General features: G+C 46.8%; 19 protein-coding genes and 2 tRNA genes. 14 read left to right on the top strand and 7 right to left on the bottom strand.

The genetic code is table 11. The features are described from left to right. Positions 1-115: 115 nt before the first annotated feature. The 3 genes from VST71_03870 to VST71_03860 all read right to left on the bottom strand — a co-directional run bounded on the left by VST71_03870 (position 116) and on the right by VST71_03860 (position 3,153). Positions 116-409 (bottom strand): hypothetical protein, encoded by a 294-nt coding sequence (locus VST71_03870; protein ID MEC4684854.1) that lies wholly within the window; start codon positions 407-409, stop codon positions 116-118. A gap of 312 nt (positions 410-721) precedes the next feature. Then, positions 722-1,849, bottom strand: coding sequence for a PLP-dependent aspartate aminotransferase family protein (locus VST71_03865; GenBank protein MEC4684853.1), 1,128 nt, complete (start codon positions 1,847-1,849; stop codon positions 722-724). Between the two features lie 17 nt (positions 1,850-1,866). After that, positions 1,867-3,153, bottom strand: coding sequence for an IMP cyclohydrolase (locus VST71_03860; protein ID MEC4684852.1), 1,287 nt, complete (start codon positions 3,151-3,153; stop codon positions 1,867-1,869). A 159-nt stretch (positions 3,154-3,312) separates the two neighbouring features. Here VST71_03860 and mqnB point away from each other — a divergent pair, with 159 nt between their 5' ends. Continuing rightward, positions 3,313-4,104, top strand: a complete 792-nt coding sequence (gene mqnB, locus VST71_03855) for a futalosine hydrolase (GenBank protein ID MEC4684851.1) — start codon at positions 3,313-3,315, stop codon at positions 4,102-4,104. 335 nt (positions 4,105-4,439) lie between these two features. Next, a tRNA-Leu gene (locus VST71_03850) sits at positions 4,440-4,526 on the top strand. 25 nt (positions 4,527-4,551) lie between these two features. Here the strand turns inward: VST71_03850 and hisB are convergent. The 4 genes from hisB to VST71_03830 form a co-directional block, all read right to left on the bottom strand. Then, the gene (gene hisB, locus VST71_03845) at positions 4,552-5,136 is read right to left on the bottom strand and encodes an imidazoleglycerol-phosphate dehydratase HisB (GenBank protein ID MEC4684850.1); all 585 of its coding nucleotides are present in this window, start codon (positions 5,134-5,136) and stop codon (positions 4,552-4,554) included. 261 nt (positions 5,137-5,397) lie between these two features. Further along, positions 5,398-6,438, bottom strand: coding sequence for a phosphotransferase (locus tag VST71_03840; GenBank protein MEC4684849.1), 1,041 nt, complete (start codon positions 6,436-6,438; stop codon positions 5,398-5,400). Between the two features lies 1 nt (position 6,439). Next, a complete protein-coding gene (gene cobC, locus VST71_03835; protein ID MEC4684848.1) occupies positions 6,440-7,081 on the bottom strand; it encodes an alpha-ribazole phosphatase in 642 nt (213 codons plus the stop codon). Beyond that, positions 7,078-7,788 carry a creatininase family protein gene (locus VST71_03830; protein ID MEC4684847.1) on the bottom strand — a complete coding sequence of 237 codons (711 nt, stop codon included), beginning with the start codon at positions 7,786-7,788 and terminating at the stop codon, positions 7,078-7,080. The genes cobC and VST71_03830 overlap by 4 nt, the downstream gene beginning before the upstream one ends. Positions 7,789-7,981: 193 nt before the next feature. Between VST71_03830 and VST71_03825 the strand changes: the two genes are divergently transcribed. From VST71_03825 to VST71_03770, 12 genes are all read left to right on the top strand, one after another. Then, positions 7,982-8,428 carry a TIGR00725 family protein gene (locus VST71_03825; protein ID MEC4684846.1) on the top strand — a complete coding sequence of 149 codons (447 nt, stop codon included), beginning with the start codon at positions 7,982-7,984 and terminating at the stop codon, positions 8,426-8,428. Positions 8,429-8,463: 35 nt separating this feature from the next. Beyond that, positions 8,464-8,540: transfer RNA gene (locus tag VST71_03820), tRNA-Arg, on the top strand. A 178-nt stretch (positions 8,541-8,718) separates the two neighbouring features. Further along, positions 8,719-9,903, top strand: a complete 1,185-nt coding sequence (gene dsrA / locus VST71_03815; GenBank protein ID MEC4684845.1) for a dissimilatory-type sulfite reductase subunit alpha — start codon at positions 8,719-8,721, stop codon at positions 9,901-9,903. A 63-nt stretch (positions 9,904-9,966) separates the two neighbouring features. Continuing rightward, a complete protein-coding gene (gene dsrB, locus VST71_03810) occupies positions 9,967-11,040 on the top strand; it encodes a dissimilatory-type sulfite reductase subunit beta (GenBank protein ID MEC4684844.1) in 1,074 nt (357 codons plus the stop codon). Between the two features lie 177 nt (positions 11,041-11,217). Next, positions 11,218-11,436, top strand: a complete 219-nt coding sequence (locus VST71_03805) for a hypothetical protein (protein ID MEC4684843.1) — start codon at positions 11,218-11,220, stop codon at positions 11,434-11,436. A gap of 66 nt (positions 11,437-11,502) precedes the next feature. Beyond that, positions 11,503-12,930 (top strand): cobyrinate a,c-diamide synthase, encoded by a 1,428-nt coding sequence (locus VST71_03800; protein ID MEC4684842.1) that lies wholly within the window; start codon positions 11,503-11,505, stop codon positions 12,928-12,930. A 33-nt stretch (positions 12,931-12,963) separates the two neighbouring features. Next, positions 12,964-13,614 (top strand): hypothetical protein, encoded by a 651-nt coding sequence (locus VST71_03795; protein ID MEC4684841.1) that lies wholly within the window; start codon positions 12,964-12,966, stop codon positions 13,612-13,614. 43 nt (positions 13,615-13,657) lie between these two features. Beyond that, positions 13,658-14,035: a hypothetical protein gene (locus tag VST71_03790; GenBank protein ID MEC4684840.1), complete on the top strand. Its 378-nt coding sequence runs from the start codon at positions 13,658-13,660 to the stop codon at positions 14,033-14,035. A gap of 186 nt (positions 14,036-14,221) precedes the next feature. Then, on the top strand, positions 14,222-14,557 hold the full coding sequence (locus VST71_03785; GenBank protein MEC4684839.1) for a TusE/DsrC/DsvC family sulfur relay protein: 336 nt from the start codon (positions 14,222-14,224) through the stop codon (positions 14,555-14,557). Between the two features lie 240 nt (positions 14,558-14,797). Beyond that, the gene (locus VST71_03780; GenBank protein MEC4684838.1) at positions 14,798-15,313 is read left to right on the top strand and encodes an RsbRD N-terminal domain-containing protein; all 516 of its coding nucleotides are present in this window, start codon (positions 14,798-14,800) and stop codon (positions 15,311-15,313) included. 58 nt (positions 15,314-15,371) lie between these two features. Next, on the top strand, positions 15,372-16,367 hold the full coding sequence (dsrM, locus tag VST71_03775; protein MEC4684837.1) for a sulfate reduction electron transfer complex DsrMKJOP subunit DsrM: 996 nt from the start codon (positions 15,372-15,374) through the stop codon (positions 16,365-16,367). A 4-nt stretch (positions 16,368-16,371) separates the two neighbouring features. Then, positions 16,372-17,401, top strand: a 1,030-nt coding sequence (locus tag VST71_03770; protein ID MEC4684836.1) for a (Fe-S)-binding protein, incomplete at its 3' end; no start/stop codon positions are given.

Here is a 17,401-nt window from a genome sequence, read left to right as displayed (position 1 = left end):
TTTAGATATTTTGCTCACTTGAAATGCCCCTTTCTTTGGTTATTGCGCTTCCCACGCTTCTTATTTTAACCAATAGATTCGGGGCATTTCTACCTCTTACTGTTTGTTTTTTGTTTTATCGCGCTTCTTTAAGGATTAGTTTGAACTTAATATAAATGTCTCTACCAAGATATTTTTTCTCGAATTTCCATATGTCTTTCTCCCCAGGATTACCACGATCTTCTTCAGGTCCGCTCCTATAGTCATTTGTCTGAAGGGTTAATATTACATTCTCTCTTTCTTGAGGTGTCATGCCGGTGAGGGCTAAGAATTCGTTGTTTTTCTCCCTTTGAATTACCACAAAGTTTCCATTGTTTATTGCTTCCTTGAGGGTAACAAGAAATAATCCAATCTGTGCATTATGAAGCAACAATAACTCCTGAGATTATATATTGTTATCATATGATAACAATATCAGTTTCTCTGTTTAACGTCAAGTCCTTTATTTAATGAATTCCCATGGTTATTTATATTTATCGCTTATTATTATCAATTTAATAAGTATTTCTCCGATTTTCTTAGTAAAACACTTTGGTCTTTTATTATAATAAACAGAGCTCCACATCCCAGATTAAATTGCCGTCGCTTCCAACAACCATTTATCACTGGATTCAGGCCTTGATTTGCACGAAATTCTCTCTGAAACAGGAACTATTTACCCGGTCATGCCTGAGCAGGCAATCTATCCCAAAGCCTCTTCAATATCCGTTAAAAGGTCTGCAGAGTCTTCAATTCCAACGGACAGGCGGAATAGGGTATCTGTTATCCCCAGCTCTGCACGTTCTTCATCAGTCAGTTTTTCATGTGAGGTGGCTGCAGGGGAGCAGATGATGCTTTCAACTCCTCCGAGACTGACGGCAGGCTTGATAAGCTTTAGTCTCCTGACGAATTCAGACGGTTCCGTCTTCTCTTCGTTCACTTCAAAGGATACAATAGCGCCGAATCCCTTCATCTGACCTTTCGCTGTATCATGACCCGGATGGCTTTTCAGTCCGGGATAATAGACTTTCCTGATCCTTGAATTGTTCAGCAGGGATTCTGCAATCTCATGTGCGTTACTGCATTGTTTTTCCACCCTGATGCCGAGAGTCTTCATGCTTCTTTCAAGCAGGGAGCAGGCATATGCGTTCAGGCTGCTGCCGAAGTTGGTGGCTGAACTCCTTATTTCTTCAACCAAGTGTTTTTTGCTCACAACAGCGCCGCAGCATATATCACTGTGTCCGCCCAGATACTTGGTGCCGCTGTGAATTGCGATGTCAATGCCCATGTCCAGAGGGTTCTGGTTGATCGGTGTTGCAAAGGTGTTGTCAATGGCCGAGATTATATTCCTCGTCCTTGCCGCTTTGGCCACTGCCCTTATATCAGTGATCTTGAGCAGGGGGTTGGATGGGGATTCAATAAAGATAATCCTGGTGTTTTCTCTTATTGCTTTTTCAATGTCTTCAGCATTATTGGATACAAAAGTGTAATCAATTCCGAATCTTTTAAAATCTGCAGTTACAAAATGGTGAGTGCCTCCGTATATATCCTCCTGAAGAACGGCATGATCACCGCTGCTGAGGAATGTAAGCAGCACCGTGCTGATTGCCGCCATCCCCGAGCTGAAGATTAATCCGTCCTCTGCGTTTTCCAGTGCGCACAGCTTGTCGACAACGACCCGCTGATTGGGTGTATTGAAGTATCGTGGATATACAGTGTAGTCCCTGTCCAGATATTCAAAGGAAGTGGAGGTAAATACAGGAGTATTTACTCCACGGGTCTTCTTGTCCCTGTACGTGCCGCTGTGTACGCATCGGGTAGCTTTTTTCATGGTCGGCTCATTGATTATCAGTGCTTGAACAACCGCTGTCCTGTAAAGACCATTGTCACGTTGCTTTCATTGCAGGCAGTGATTATCTCATAGTCCCTCTCGGAACCTCCGGGCTGGACAACACCGGTGACGCCCTCTTTTATTCCGACATCCACCCCGTCGCGGAAGGGAAAGAAGGCATCCGAGACCATTATGGACCCGATAAGACCACCTTTTGCCCTGCGCGTCTCTTCGTCTATTTCCTCAAGGACCTTACGGTCGCGCTTGCCCTGTTTTGCCTCGAGTTCAAACTGTTTGTATGGTATCCCATGGCGGCGGAAGCAGAGTGCATCTGCGTGTTTGGTATATGCCTTGAATACTGCTATCTCTGCCACGCCAACCCTGTCCTGCTCTCCTGTGCCGATGCCTACGGTTACACCGTTCTTGACAAACAGAACAGAGTTTGAGGTGACTCCCTGCTCTACATGCCATCCAAAGAGCATGTCTTCATACTCCCTCTCTGTCGGCATACGGTTGATAACGTACTCCCCGCCTTTATAAACAGTCCCGGCAGGCTGAAAATCTTCTTTTGAACGTATCCTGTTAATCTGGGACTGCTGAACTATGAGGCCACCGTCAATGAGTGCCTTGAATTCAACTACCGGCAAATCCATGTATTTCTGCAGCTCGTAAATCTTCCTTATCCTCACGATCCTCAGGTTTTTTCTCTTTGCAAGTATCTCGACAACCCCGTCTTCAAAATCAGGTGCAGCAACTACCTCCAGATAATTTTCACTCGCAAGCTCTGCCGTTGCCTTGTCCATTGCCCGGGTTACAACAAGGCAGCCCCCAAAGGCTGCAATCCTGTCCGCCATGTTTGCCTTGTCATAGGCATCAACAAGGCTGTCTCCGCAGGCAACTCCGCATGGGTTGTTGTGCTTCATTATTGCTGCGGCCGGACTCTTTGTCAGAAACTTGAGGATGTTAAGGGCATTATCAATGTCTGTGAGATTGGTCTTTCCGGGATGTTTACCGGCCTGTATCATATCCTCTTCAGTGATGCTGCTTACAAGGCCGTTACCGGGACTGATAAATTCACACCCGGCAAGAACGAGGTTGCCGCCCGCAAGTTCATAGAGTGCTGCAGGCTGGTCAGGGTTTTCACCGTAACGGAGCCCTTTTTCAACCACCTTGCCGGTGGAGGCATCCGGAATCTTCCAGGTTTTTTTTCTGTAAGTAAGGGTCTGGTCTCCGAATTTGATGGTCATATCTGATGGAAAGGGGTCTTCCACAATTGTACGGTACATCTTCTTTAACTCACTCATGAGGCCTCCTCTTCAGACTGTTCTCTGTGTCTCAGTGTCTCTGTGTTTTAAGTTTCGCAAGCATTTTTATAAATCCATCTCCCATCGCTATTTTGGGTTATCAACTGTAATGGCATATTATTTACCCAATCCAGTAAGATAGTCAACATGTAACCCCTGTTGCCAAAGGGTAAGGGGGCAGGATTTCATGCAAATAAAAACCTATACGCCATGACAGGTCTTATCTGTGCAGTAGAGTTTGAACATGAAGAAGTCTTAAAAAATCTCTCCCGCAGGAGACAGGTGGAGTATGGCGGGCTGATTTTCTACAGGGGCCTCCTCCGGGGCAGGTGTCTTGTGCTTGTAGCCTCTGGTGTGGGAAAGACCAATGCCGCCCATGCAGCCACACTCTTTTTGGAGAAGTTCCGGCCTGAAATAATCATAAACTTTGGTGTTGGTGGTGCGTATCCTGATTCGGGTATCAGCGTGGGTGGCATTGCAGTTGCCGACCAGGAGATATACGGTGATGAAGGGGTTGTCACACCATCTGGATTTATGGATATGCGGGGTATGGGGATCCCGCTTTTATCAAATCCCGGACCGGGTCTTAATGCAAAGAGGCCCAAAAGAAATCTCTTTAATAAAATCCCCATACACTCCATGCCCGTAAAAAAGGCTTGCAGGATATTGAAAAAACTCTCTTTTAATCCCGGAAAGGGCCCCTTTGTCACGCTCTCCACTGTAACAGGCACTGCAGAAAGGGCAGCGGAGCTGCAGAGAAGATACAGGGCAATATGCGAGAACATGGAGGGTGCATCAGTGGCCCATATCTGTATGCTTTACGGTGTGCCCTTTCTGGAGATAAGGGGTATAAGCAATATGGTAGAGGACAGGGACAGAAGGAGATGGAGGCTGAAAGAGGCGGCTGCAGAGTGTCAGAGGGCTGTTATGGGTGTGGTGAGTCAGTGGTAAAAAATGTCAGGGCTTGTGCTTCCAATGGCTGTGCGGCATCTCAGGCATGGAGACAAAAGGGGCCGAAAGTATTGACAATAGTTTGACGGTATGGATATTATAATAACCCGCGTGTATATGTGGTAAATGGTTGTTGGAAGCGATATGACAGAGTCTTCACTCATTCTCGTTCCGGCATCCGGCCGGGACTCCGAGGTATTTTGTCTATGAAACATCCGGTTTCATTTTACGACAAAATAAAACCGTTCAGACTCCATCATATCGCTTCCTTCCGATAATCGAGGTTTTTTATCCCTGTGTCTGGGTATAATATGGTAAAATAGTCTTTTTTAAATGCCGAAGTGGTGGAATTGGTAGACACGCAAGGTTCAGGGTCTTGTGGGGGCAACTCCGTGGGGGTTCGACTCCCCCCTTCGGCACCATTTATTAATATAATCAAGAAGTCGCTCAGAGTTTTCCCTTTGTAGAAGGAACCCCTTTTCTCCCTCCCTCCATTGCAGTGGCATCATTCAGTGCCCTTCCAAAGGCCTTGAAAATGGCCTCGTAGATGTGATGCAGGTCCCTTCCGTACTGTACTGTTATGTGTAGATTCATCATTGCATGAGTGGAGAGCGCCCTGAAGAAATCCTCAAACAGTGCCACGGGAAGGTCCCTGAGGCTGCCCTTTGACGGTGGTGTCTTATAAATAAGGTATGACCTGCCGCTCAGGTCTATGACCACCTCTGCAAGGCTTTCATCCATGGGGATCTTGGCAAAACCGTATCTCCTTATGCCCTCTTTTTCTCCGAGTGCCTTGTTTATGGCGCTGCCGATCGTGATGCCGATATCCTCCATCAGGTGGTGGTAGTCTACCTCTATGTCTCCGGTTGCCTTTAAGTTAAGGTCAAAAAGGCCGTGGTGGGCCATGAGTGAGAGCATATGGTCGACAAAGGGGATGGATGTGTTGATCTCGTGTTCTCCCTTTCCGTCAATCTTTATCTCAACGCTGACATCGGTTTCGTTTGTCTTTCTTTCAATCTTTGCCTTTCTCATCTTCTCTTCCTCCTGAGGGTATTTAGAGTTTGTGTATAAATGTCTTTATGTCGTCATGCCCCAGATACATCCGGGGCATCTGGAAAGCATTGAAAACACTGGATTCCGGCTTAAGAACTGCCGGAATGACAGATAGAGAGACTGACTTTATACACAGACTCTGTTTAGTGACCTTAAAATCTCTATCTGTCATGCTGAACTTGATTCAGCATCTCTCTGTTTATATAAAGGCATTTTTTAGCCTGAACGAATTTTAACACATCAGGCAAGGTAGTCATTTACCCTGTCCGGCTCAAATTTTCCGGATGCGAGTATATTTTTAACAAACCGGAATATAGTCATGCGCTGCTCAAGGGTCAGTTGGGGATAGAATCCAGGGTGTGCTACCACAGCGCCCCTGAATGCATAAAAGGGAGCAACAACCGACAGTATGGTTTCATCTTCCACAGCCTCTATATAGTTGTTGTAAAAGAGGGTCAGTGCCTCAAGGAAGACGTCCTTTACATGGTTGAAGTACATGATTGAATAGAAGATATAGTTTATTGTCAGCGCAGTCACGTCGTCTGCTGCCTCTCCCCAGGGTCCGCGGCTTCGGTCCAGAAGCACAAACTTGCTGTTGTTAAACCATATATTGCCGGGATGAAAGTCTCCGTGTACCTGACAGAGCCTCCTGTGAAGAGGTTTTAATCTTGCCCGCCAATCCACGCAGAGTTTCTCTATCTCCGCCATATCCTGATAGCTTATAACCCCGTCAGGGTAAGAGTCAAAGACACCCATAAGACATTCGCCGTGGCCTACCGTGTCCCGCAGTTTCCTCCAGTAGAGGGTTCTGGACTCTTTTTTGACGGAGTGGATATCCTTTAGGTAATTGGTCAGTGCCAGGATTTTTTCCCTGTCTTCCCTGTCAAGTGCTTCTTTTTGTTTCATCTCCTTGAGGTCATGAAAGTAATTAACCCCTTCGGCCGTCTCCATCAGGAGGAAGTACTCCTGTCCTCCGCTGATCGACTTTACAGAGCCGTCAGTTTGCAGGGAGATCACATCAACCGGTTTTATATGCTCGGGAAGGGTTCCATATTCGTTAAATGCAAGGAGAAAGACTGCTGCCCTGTCAGATGGATAATCGTGCCCGAGGCCCTCTGTTGCAAGGCTTTTAATGACGTATTCTCTTCGTCCCCCGGAGGTATCAAATATAAGAGAAAATCCCGTGCCATGCACCCCTGACCCAAGACGTTCAAACCTGATGAGTCTTGCGCCTTCATAGGTCTCTATCAAATATTTTTCAAGGGCATCTCTCTCAATCACGTCAACTCCCGGCTCTTTGGGGCAGGCATTCTGCGGCTCCGTTCAAGAGTTTGATGACCGGAAAACCGTCTTCATATATTTCAATGATGTTCAGGCATCCGTAATCCTGATCTATCCTGAAGATGTTTTTAAGCGGTAACCCCATAAAATGACAAAGAATAATCCTGTTTACGCCACCATGTGCCACAATGCAAAACGTCTCTCCCTGATGTCTTTTCAACAGGCCGTTGACTGCGCTCAAGGTGCGTTCCTTCACCTCAAGAGTGCTCTCCCCGTCAGGTGGGCTGAACTTCAGGGGGTCTGCCTTCCATTTCCCGAATTCCCCGGGATACTCTTCTGAGATTTCCTCAAAGCTCATCCCCTCCCACCTGCCAAAACTCCGCTCCCTTAACTCGGGGATCACAACCGGTTTCAGCCCCAGGGGGTCAGAGAGTATTGCGGCACTTTTTGTAGCCCGTTTGAGGTCAGAGCAGTAGATGGCGTCCAGGGTATGATCAAGCCTCTGCAGATTTTCCGTGAGTCTCTGTATAACCCTCTCCCCTGTCTCCGACAGCTCGACGTCGATATGTCCCTTGTATCTCTTTTCTTCACCGCCTACTGTATGGCCGTGACGGATGAGAAAGAGGGTGGTTGCTCCCTTCATTTCTCTATCATATCTATTATATCTATTATTTTTTCAAGAATCAGCGCTATAACCTGCTCTCCTTTTTCACGCGAGGCCTTCCCGGGATTTCCCCATACACCGCCGGGCCAGTATTTGAGCTTGTCCTTTACCACCAGAGGTTTGGGGAATGAGGGGTATTCCTCTTTAGAAGTACCCTTCACGAGTTCAGGCCTGAGAGCGAGCATCACGGAGGTCTCTATCTCTCCTGCATGAGAATCGTTTTCGGTCTCTGCTATCCCGGAGAGCTCTTTCCATAATAATTCGTACGGGGAGACAACGGCAATCCTGATCCCCTTGATCTCTTCAACCAGTATCTCGGCTACCTCCTTGAGGGCATTCATATGGAGTCCGCCGCCGTGACCTGATATAAGTATGAAATTTTTAATGCCCTTTTGGAATGAGTCCCTCACCATATCAAGGGTTATCCTCCTCAGTGTCTCCGGGGTGATGGAGATGGTGCCTGGATGGAGCCTTGTTGTGGTGCAGACACCATAATGTAGCGGCGGTGCAATAAAGACCTTTCTCTTATCCTCCACCAGCCTGAGTACTTCAACCGCTATAATAGTGTCTGTGCTGAGCGGAAGGTGTCTGCCATGCTCTTCAACAGTCCCAAAGGGGATTATCAGGGTCTTTGTCTTCTTCAGCCCCTTTTTAAACTCCTCCATGGTGATCTCTTCAATCTGCATTGTCGCCTCCTCTTTAACAACATATAACAATCCGTGAGTTTTATCAAGTATTATACCCAAAATTGGGGATGGAGTGATGGAGTGATGGAGGACACGGGGCTCCTTACGCTTTGTCTTTAACGCTCTGCGCCATGCGCTTTGCTCCATGCGCTAAAAGAGGAAAAAAACATTGTACTAATGATAGAATCTCTCAATGAAGAGAGTTATTGCTGTAATAGGCGGGCGGCGGGTTAAAAGAGGACTCCTCTTGATGGCGGAGGATGTGGGAAGATTGATAGCAGAGCGTGGGGCTGTCCTGTTATGCGGCGGGCTTGGTGGAATTATGGAGGCCTCGGCTAAAGGGGCAAAGGAGGCCGGTGGCCTCACCCTCGGTGTGCTTCCCCAGGATGATAAGGGGCACGCCAATCCCTTTATTGACGTTCCTGTGGCTACTGGACTGGGAATCGGCAGAAATGTTATCATTGCACGCACTGCCGATGCCCTTGTTGCTATCGGTGGTCAATACGGGACCCTCTCTGAGATTGCCTTCTCCCTGCAACTGAAAAAACCGGTTGTTGGGATAGAGACCTGGGATATTGACGGTGTAATAAGGGCTGAGACGCCTGAAGACGCTGTCAGGAAGATCTTTGACAATTTATGAAAACGTTGTTTGGTATAAATCGTCATTTAAAATATGCCCCCTTAGCTCAGTAGGATAGAGCACAGGATTCCTAATCCTGGTGTCAGAGGTTCGAATCCTCTAGGGGGCGCCATTGATTGAGGTTTCATGGATAAGATTTCATGATTTGTGAATAAATTTTTTTAATTTGACCAATCTATTCAAACTGTTTTATGGTTTTAGTGCCTTTTATAGAAGGTCTTTTCTCTTTAAATTCTTTAAACTAAATGTCGTAACGTCTTTTAAAGAAAATCTTAACGGAGGAGGAAATTATGAGCATGAAGCATCAGACACCTTTACTTGATGAACTTGAGAAAGGCACCTTTCCGAGCTTTGTCAAGGAGATTAAAAGGGCTGCTGAACACTCAGACTATGCCCAGGATCTGCTTGGACTGCTTGAACTCTCCTACAAGGAGAAGGTAACTCACTGGAAACACGGTGGTATCGTTGGAGTCAGGGGATATGGAGCAGGGGTTATAGGAAGATATTCCGATATACCTGATCAGTTTCCCGGAGTAGCACACTTTCATACTGTCAGGGTAAACCAGCCTTCCGGATTCTTTTACACAACAAAGGCCCTCAGGGAGATATGTGAGGTATGGGACAAGTACGGCAGTGGTCTTACGAACATGCATGGCTCCACAGGTGACATTATACTGCTGGGGACAAAGACAGAGAACCTCGAACCCATATTTGCAGAGCTTTCATCAAAGGGCTGGGACCTTGGAGGTTCCGGATCCGCTGTGAGAACACCAAGCTGCTGTCTTGGTGCTGCCAGGTGTGAGTGGGCCAACATCGACGCAATGTCAATAACCAATGAGATTACACAGCACTATCAGGATGAGATGCACAGGCCTGCATTCCCGTACAAGTTTAAATTCAAGGTTGCAGGTTGCGCTGTAGACTGTATTGCATCCATTGCCCGTGCCGACATGTCCATTATCGGAACATGGAGGGGTGATATAAGGATAGACCAGGGTGAGGTAAAGAACTACGCCCAGGGCGGTATGGACATCCAGAAAGAGATAGTTGATATGTGTCCCACAGAGTGCATAAGCTGGGACGGCAGTGAGTTTAAGATAGACAATGAAGACTGTAGCAGGTGTATGCACTGTATAGCAAAGATGACAAAGGCATTAAGGCCAGGCACTGAAAAGGGTGCAACGATTCTCCTTGGCAGCAAGGCGCCAATCGTTACAGGAGCCCTTATGTCATGGGTTATTGTGCCGTTTATGAAGATGGAGCCACCATACACTGAACTCTTTGAGCTTGTTGACAAGATATGGGAATGGTGGGATGAGTACGGGAAGAACCGTGAAAGAATTGGAGAGCTGATCGAGAGACTGAGCTTCACGACCTTCCTGAAAGAAGTCGGGCTTAAGCCGCAGCCTGCAATGGTCAAGGAGCCAAGAAGGGATCCGTTCTTCTTCTGGTCTGAAGAGGATATAGAGAAGTAAGGCTGTAAGTATAAAAGAATTAAATTTACAGAAAAATAATAAACTATAATCAAGGAGGTTGTTATGTCAGAATTACCACAGAGACAAACAGACATTGGACCACCGCATTATGAGCAGTTTTTGCCCCCTGTGATAAAGAAGAATTACGGGCAGTGGAAATATCATGAGCAGTTAGGCCCCGGGCATATGGTTCATGTTGCTGAAAGCGGAGACAAGATATGGACGGTCAGGGTTGCATCTCCAAGATTGCTCTCCACCGATACAATAAAGGATATGTGTGACATTGCAGATGCACATTGTGATGGTCATCTCCGTTTTACAACAAGAAACAATGTTGAGTTTATGGTGGATGCCGAGTCCAAGGTAGAGCCATTGATGAAGGCCCTTACTGATAAGGACTTTCTGATTGGTGGTATCGGGCCCAGGATAAGTAACGTTGTCCACACACAGGGTTGGGTGCACTGTCACTCAGCAGCAACAGACGCATCCGGACTTGTTAAGGCCCTGATGGATGATCTTGGTGACTACTTTACCACGAAGACCCTGCCCAACAAGGTCAGACTCGCTGTGGCCTGTTGCGTTAACATGTGTGGTGCTGTTCATTGTTCAGACATCGCCCTTGTTGGTGTGCACAAGACCCCGCCGAGGATTGAGCATGACAGGATAAAGAACATGTGTGAGATTCCTTCCACTATTGCTTCATGTCCTACAAGCGCCATCAGTCCGGATCCACAGAAGAAGAGTGTGAAGATAAAGCTGGAGAAGTGCATGTATTGTGGTAACTGCTACTCAGTCTGCCCTGCCATGCCGATTGCCGACCCCAAGAACGACGGTATCGCAATCGTTATAGGCGGTAAGGTCTCAAACCTGAGAAGTAATCCGAAGTTTTCAAAGCTCGCAATTCCCTGGCTCCCCAACACCCCTCCAAGGTGGAATGAGACAGTAGCGGCTGTGAGGATGATACTCGAGACCTATGCAGCCGGTGCAAGGAAGCATGAGAGAGTCGGAGAGTGGGTTGAGAGGATCGGATGGGAGAAGTTCTTTAAGATAACAGGCCTTGAGTTCACGCTGCAGCATGTTGATGACTTTACATTTGCACGTGAAACATGGAGGATGGCTGCCACATTTAAGTGGTAAACCATTTCAGGTCACAGCTGAACACGGATTCAACAGAGTTTTAGATATTAAAAGGCTGAGGTGGGGAGCAGGCCTGATCTTGCTCCCCCCGAATCCATAAATGGATAGATATCTGTGTTAGCCATAGAAGCCTGTGTCCTAAAATCATTTAAATATTTTTAGAAATGAGGTGTTAATATGGAAAAGGAAGAACTCAAGAAGATAATCTATCAGCTGGTAGAGAAGTCCACGGGTAAGAAGAAGTTAAAACAGAGTGATATTCTCAAGAAAGTTGCTGCTGACCAGGGTATTGATAAGAGTGAGGTTAAGGCTGCTCTGAGGGAATTGATGGATGCCGGAGAGCTGATCTTTACCTACTTTGGTGGGAGCTTTGTAGAGATTCCGCCAAAGGAGTAGTTCCTGCATGATTTGCGGGAATCATAGTCATTGGTCAGTTGATACATTTAATGCACTGGGAATATAATGATCAATGACAAGTTTATGTCGAGTACTGTTGCCAGGGTGGTTATAGCAGGGCTTAGAGGGGGCTCTGGTAAAACCACCCTTTCCCTTGGTCTTATTAAAGTCTTTAAGGACACGGGGCTTAAGATAAGTGCTTTTAAAAAAGGCCCTGACTACATTGATGCCGGATGGCTTGCATCTGCGGCAGATACGAACTGCTATAACCTCGATCCCTATCTGTTCCCGGATAAAAAAATCCTGCAATCCTTTCTTTTGCATTCCCATGGTGCCGACTGTGCCCTGATAGAGGGTAACAGGGGAATTTACGATGGAATGGATGTGGAGGGCACTTTTAGTACGGCGGAACTTGCCAAACTCCTGAAGTCCCCGGTTATTCTCATAGTTGACTGCACAAAGGTTACAAGGACTCTTGCAGCCATTATTCAGGGGGTTATTGCCTTTGACCCGGAGGTTGATTTAAAGGGCATTATCCTCAACAATATATCGGGCAGGAGGCATGAGACTGTAATAAGGGGAGCCGTAGAGAAGTACACACCCGTTAAGGTACTGGGAGCAATTCAAAGGCTGAAGGATGAGCGTTTTCCAGAGAGGCATATGGGCCTTACTCCCCACCATGAGCACCCTGAGGTTCTGAAGTCTATCGGGATAATGGGAAGGATTGTCAGGGATGCCGTGGACTACGAAAAGGTCCTCGATATAGCCCGTGGTGCCCCGCAACTCGCAACTCTTAGTTCCCAACCCGCAACCCGCAACCCGCAACCCGCAACCCGTAGTTTAAGGATCGGCATCATCCAGGACATGGCATTTCAGTTTTATTACCCTGACAATTTAGAGGCCCTCCGGAGTGCAGGAGCAGAACTGGTCGGGATAAGTGCCATCACCGAGGAGTCTCTTCCGGATATTGATGCCCTGTATATTGGCGGCGGGTTCCCAGAGACGAATGCCATAACACTTTCTGAGAATAAAAAGTTTATGGCCTCCCTCAGGCATGCGGTAGAGCAGGGCCTGCCGGTTTATGCCGAGTGTGGCGGGCTTATGTATCTTGGCAGGGAGATAGAGTTTCGGGGAAAGAGATACCCGATGACTGCAATACTGCCCATCAGCTTCAGAATGGAGACTTCTCCTGTGGCCCATGGATACACAATGGTTGAGGTGAAGGAGGATAATCCCTATTTTCAGAAGGGCACTTCCTTAAAAGGTCATGAGTTTCATTATTCAAGGGTTATGGATTATGACAGTAATCTTAAAATGGTCTTTGCCATGAACAGGGGTAAGGGCATTGATGGTAAGTCAGACGGGATTGTTTACAGGAATGTCCTTGCAACATATACACACCTGCATGCCCTGGGCAGCCCAGAATGGGTTGAGGGTATGCTGAGTGCGGCTCACAACCATGCACAAAGCCGCAGGCGGCTCTCTTCTGTATGATGCAACAGCCTGTCTTTTCATATTTAACCGGATATGTCCTACAGGGAACTTAAGAAAAGAGTCAACGCCCTGCTCGTAAAGGGTGATGTAAGGGGGCTTTCTGCCCTGGCAGGAGAGTATTCCCGAGCCATAAGCGTACTGATCAGCCTTTCCTATGACAAGGAATCAATGCTGACCTGGCGTGCTATTGAGGCGATCGGCCCCCTCGTCAAAGAGGTCACTGATAAATCCGCGGGTGCGGGCAGGATTATTGTTCAAAGACTCCTATGGTCTATCACTGAGGAGTCGGGCGGGATCGGGTGGTCTGCCATAGAGATGCTTGGTGAGGTAGTAAGGCATTGTCCTGACAGTTACGACGACATTATCCCGATAATCATCGGGCTCTTTGATGAGGAGATATTCAGGGAAGGTGTTCTCTATGCCGTCTGTCGCATCAGTGAGAGAAAACCTGTTCCATTGGATGTTGCAGCAGGGCTGCTAAAGAGGGCCCTGGTTGATAAGGATCCGAAAGTCAGGGGGAGAGCCCTATTGACAGTACAGTGCCTTAAAAGGATAATGCAGGTGAAGGTGCCTGAAGTTGTCAGGGAGCTTCTTCATGACAACTCGAAAATTAAGGTCTATTGTGCCGGAGAGCTGACAGAGCGTACAATAAGGGAGCTCGCAGAGCCACTGATAGTAAGTTGACTTCTTTAAAAAGGAGTTTATATAATCAACGGTTCATTTAAAAATGAAAGAGAGAGAAGATAAGAGCGTTCTGAGCGAACCGAGGTGTCCTTTCTGTCATGAGTTCTTTGAAAGACCTCATGATGTTACAACGGATCTCGGATTCTTCCAGGGAGGTGTCTGTCCTTGCGGGGCTGTCTATGCATATGACCCTACCGGACGTAATCTCGGAGAGGCATTTGTTGATGCCCTTACATATGCCTGCAAGGAAGACTGGTCTCTGGCATGGGGGCTCATTCCGGATGAGGATTATACTCAGAATATACTGAATTATAACTGGAGAAGGCACAGGGTCTTACCAAAAAAAGGGCAGGCTGATGACAGGGTGCCATCCGCAAAGCTTATTTTTATAAAACTCAGAGAGGGTGCTTTAAAGGGATAACTGAAAGCTGTAAGGACAACGTCATTATAACAATAAAGACTTATGATTAGATAATAAATTTTTTTAATTTGACCATCTTGGTGCTTGTGTATTAATGTTTATAACCTTTGCCTTTAGTGAACTTGAAAAAGTTAACGTTAGCAGACGGGATTTTTCCCAGAAAATACAGTATAAGGAGGTTTAAAGATGCCGACTATTGAGTTTGAAGGCAAACAGATTGAAGTGGATGAAGAGGGCTACCTGCAGAATCTTGAGGACTGGACTCCGGGACTTGCCAAGATTATGGCTGATCAGGATGGCCAGGAGCTGACGGATGAGCACTGGGAGATAATCAACTTCCTGAGGGATTATTATCAGAAATACCAGATTGCTCCAATGATCAAGATTCTCGTAAAAGAGATCAAGAAGAACATGGGCCCGGAGAAGGGAAACACAAAATATCTTTATCAGCTATTCCCGGATGGTCCTGCAAAGCAGGCCTGTCGATATGCCGGATTGCCGAAACCAACCGGCTGCGTATAATTCCCGGTCTAAATTAAGGATGGGTGCCCCCTGTAGAGTCTGCCGGGGTACCATCCTTGAACAAAATACTCTAAGGCAGAGATAGCTCCAAGGGTGGAAGTGGCCAGGAAATGTTAAAAAGGCGGGAGAGGTAGCAGCAGACTACTGTTGATTAGCACATTTAGTCTCTTACGCGTATGGAATTCAAGAAGTCTGTAATGATTTTGATCTGATATCCAAAGGAGCGGTCTATATAAGTTTATGGAATTGAAAAGTCTTCTTACAGAGAAGAGAGCAGCCATACTGAGAAAGTGGTTTGACCTAATCGTGGATACCTATCCCTCTGATACTTCAAGTTTTTTGAAAAAACAAAAAAATCAGTTTGCAAATCCTGTAGGACATACTATATCCGAGGGAATAGAGGAACTGTTTGATGAACTTCTTGAGGAAGCCGGTTCTGGCAAGGTTTCTCCCTTTCTTGATAACATTATCAGGGTCAGGGCAATCCAGGACTTTACCCCCTCAGAGGCAATCGGCTTTATCTTCCTTCTGAAAAAAGTGATCAGAGAATCGCTGCAAAGAGAGATTCGTGAGTACCAAATGTATGATGATCTGCTGAGACTTGAGTCCAGGATAGACGATCTTGTCCGTGTTTCCTTTGATGTATACATGAAATGCAGGGAGCAGGTTTACGATCTGAAGGCAAATGAGGTTAAAAAGATGACCTTCAGGTTATTGCAGAGAGCAAATCTGGTAAAAGAAATTCAGGAAGATTAACATAGACTATCAAAAGCTTTTAAAGTTTACATCATAAAAAGTGAAAGGAGGTTGCTAAATGGGCGCATTGCTTTCCTTTTTCGTTGTTATAGTGCTCGTTTTGCTTGCCCTGGCAGGAATAAAAGGGGCAGGCCTGTATGTTCTGTTCGGAACCATCATACCCTATGCAGCTGTTGCTACATTTATACTCGGAGTAATTTTGCGCGTCATAAAGTGGAGCCGTTCACCGGTGCCCTTCCATATCCCCACAACCTGTGGCCAGGAGAAGTCTCTTCCATGGATCAAGTACAGCAAACTTGAAAGCCCGGCAGGCACGATGGGCGTTATCGGGAGAATGGCGCTGGAAGTGCTGTTATTCCGTTCGCTTTTCAGAAACCTGAAGACCGAACAGAGGGACGACGGGGCAAAGCTGGTATATGGTTCGAATAAGTGGCTCTGGCTGGGAGGTCTGGCATTTCACTGGTCAATGCTTATCGTAATCATCAGGCACCTGAGATTCTTCACACAACCAGTTCCTTTCTTTGTAAACATCATTGACAGCCTTGACGGTTTTCTTCAGATAGGAACTCCTCATCTCCTGATGACCGGCGTGATCCTGTTGCTGGCCGTGACATATCTTTTTCTCAGAAGGGTCTTTATCCCTCAGGTTCGTTACATTTCCCTTCCTGCCGACTATCTGCCGCTGTTTCTTATTATGGGTATCGCTACATCGGGTATCCTGATGCGGTATTTTTTCAAGGTTGACATTATACATGTGAAGGAGTTGACCCTGGGGTTGGCCACTCTGAATCCTAACATCCCCGCAGGGATCGGCGTTATTTTCTATATTCACCTGTTTCTGATCAGTTCCCTGTTTGCCTACTTCCCCTTCAGCAAACTGATGCATATGGGAGGGGTATTCCTCAGTCCCACAAGAAACCTGGCCAATAACAGCCGCATGAAGAGACATGTTAATCCATGGAACTATCCGGTTAAGGTTCATACATACGAGGAATATGAGGATGAGTTCAGGGAGAAAATGAAAGATGCTGGAATTCCAGTAGAAAAGGAGTGAGATAATGGCGAAACCAACTAAACCAACAAAACCACCAAAGCCGGAAGAGCTCGTAAAGATAGACTATAATCCTCCTGAAAAACCATGGATGGAGGTTCCCGTTGAATTCAAGCCCGGTACCTTTTGTTATGGTACAAGACCGAAGTATCTTGAAGAAGTCGGGTTTCCCAACCCAAGGGAATGGTCCCCGCTGAATGAGGACTGGAAACTCCCCGCAGACTGGAAGGACACAGTCCTGAATGGTATCGGGGAGAGGCTTAAAAAGAACCGTGCATTTCACCTCTTTATGGATATCTGTGTAAGGTGCGGGGCATGTGCCGACAAGTGTCATTTCTTTATCGGTTCCGGAGACCCCAAAAATATGCCTGTGCTCAGGGCTGAGCTGATGAGGTCTGTATACAGGAAGTATTTCTCAACCGGCGGTAAACTCTTTGGAAGCCTTGCAGGGGCACGGGAGCTGACCTTTGATGTATTCAAGGAGTGGTGGTACTATTTCTACCAGTGTACTGAATGCCGGAGGTGCTCGGTCTTCTGTCCTTATGGCATTGACACTGCCGAGATTACCATGATGGCGAGGGAGCTCTTTAACCTGCTGGGGTGCAATACGGACTGGATTGCCGGACCAGTGGCAAACTGTTACAGGAAGGGTAACCACCTTGGTCTTGAGCCCCATACCATAACAAGCAACATCGAGTTTATGCTCGATGACATAGAGGAGATAACAGGTATCAAGATTGAGCCGACCTTTAACCGCAAGGGGGCAGAGATCCTTTTTGTCACACCTTCCGGAGACCTCTTTGGTGACCCCGGTACATATACCTGCATGGGCTATCTAATGCTCTTCCATGAGCTTGGTCTTGACTATACCTGGAGCACCTACGCATCCGAGGGTGGAAACTTCGGCTTCTTTACCTCCATGGAGATGGCAAAAAGGCTGAATTACAAGATATATGCCGAGGCCAAGAGACTGGGAGTAAAGTGGATACTCGGAGGAGAATGCGGTCACATGTGGAGGGTTGTGCATCAGTATATGG

The organism is Nitrospirota bacterium, assembly GCA_035873375.1.
Lineage (GTDB): Bacteria > Nitrospirota > Thermodesulfovibrionia > Thermodesulfovibrionales > JdFR-85 > BMS3Bbin07.
The sequence above is the reverse complement of the archived record's forward strand: the minus strand, read 5'-3'. Positions and strand labels throughout refer to the sequence as shown.

Excerpts from the sequence above, each read along its gene's own strand:
- VST71_03865 (MEC4684853.1), bottom strand. The coding sequence starts at position 1,849 with ATGAAAAAAGCTACCCGATGCGTACACAGCGGCACGTACAGGGACAAG.
- VST71_03860 (MEC4684852.1), bottom strand. The coding sequence starts at position 3,153 with ATGAGTGAGTTAAAGAAGATGTACCGTACAATTGTGGAAGACCCCTTT.
- hisB (MEC4684850.1), bottom strand. The coding sequence starts at position 5,136 with ATGAGAAAGGCAAAGATTGAAAGAAAGACAAACGAAACCGATGTCAGC.
- cobC (MEC4684848.1), bottom strand. The coding sequence starts at position 7,081 with ATGAAGGGAGCAACCACCCTCTTTCTCATCCGTCACGGCCATACAGTA.
- VST71_03830 (MEC4684847.1), bottom strand. The coding sequence starts at position 7,788 with ATGCAGATTGAAGAGATCACCATGGAGGAGTTTAAAAAGGGGCTGAAG.
- VST71_03825 (MEC4684846.1), top strand. The coding sequence starts at position 7,982 with ATGAAGAGAGTTATTGCTGTAATAGGCGGGCGGCGGGTTAAAAGAGGA.
- dsrA (MEC4684845.1), top strand. The coding sequence starts at position 8,719 with ATGAGCATGAAGCATCAGACACCTTTACTTGATGAACTTGAGAAAGGC.
- dsrB (MEC4684844.1), top strand. The coding sequence starts at position 9,967 with ATGTCAGAATTACCACAGAGACAAACAGACATTGGACCACCGCATTAT.
- VST71_03805 (MEC4684843.1), top strand. The coding sequence starts at position 11,218 with ATGGAAAAGGAAGAACTCAAGAAGATAATCTATCAGCTGGTAGAGAAG.
- VST71_03800 (MEC4684842.1), top strand. The coding sequence starts at position 11,503 with ATGATCAATGACAAGTTTATGTCGAGTACTGTTGCCAGGGTGGTTATA.
- VST71_03795 (MEC4684841.1), top strand. The coding sequence starts at position 12,964 with ATGTCCTACAGGGAACTTAAGAAAAGAGTCAACGCCCTGCTCGTAAAG.
- VST71_03790 (MEC4684840.1), top strand. The coding sequence starts at position 13,658 with ATGAAAGAGAGAGAAGATAAGAGCGTTCTGAGCGAACCGAGGTGTCCT.
- VST71_03785 (MEC4684839.1), top strand. The coding sequence starts at position 14,222 with ATGCCGACTATTGAGTTTGAAGGCAAACAGATTGAAGTGGATGAAGAG.
- VST71_03780 (MEC4684838.1), top strand. The coding sequence starts at position 14,798 with ATGGAATTGAAAAGTCTTCTTACAGAGAAGAGAGCAGCCATACTGAGA.
- dsrM (MEC4684837.1), top strand. The coding sequence starts at position 15,372 with ATGGGCGCATTGCTTTCCTTTTTCGTTGTTATAGTGCTCGTTTTGCTT.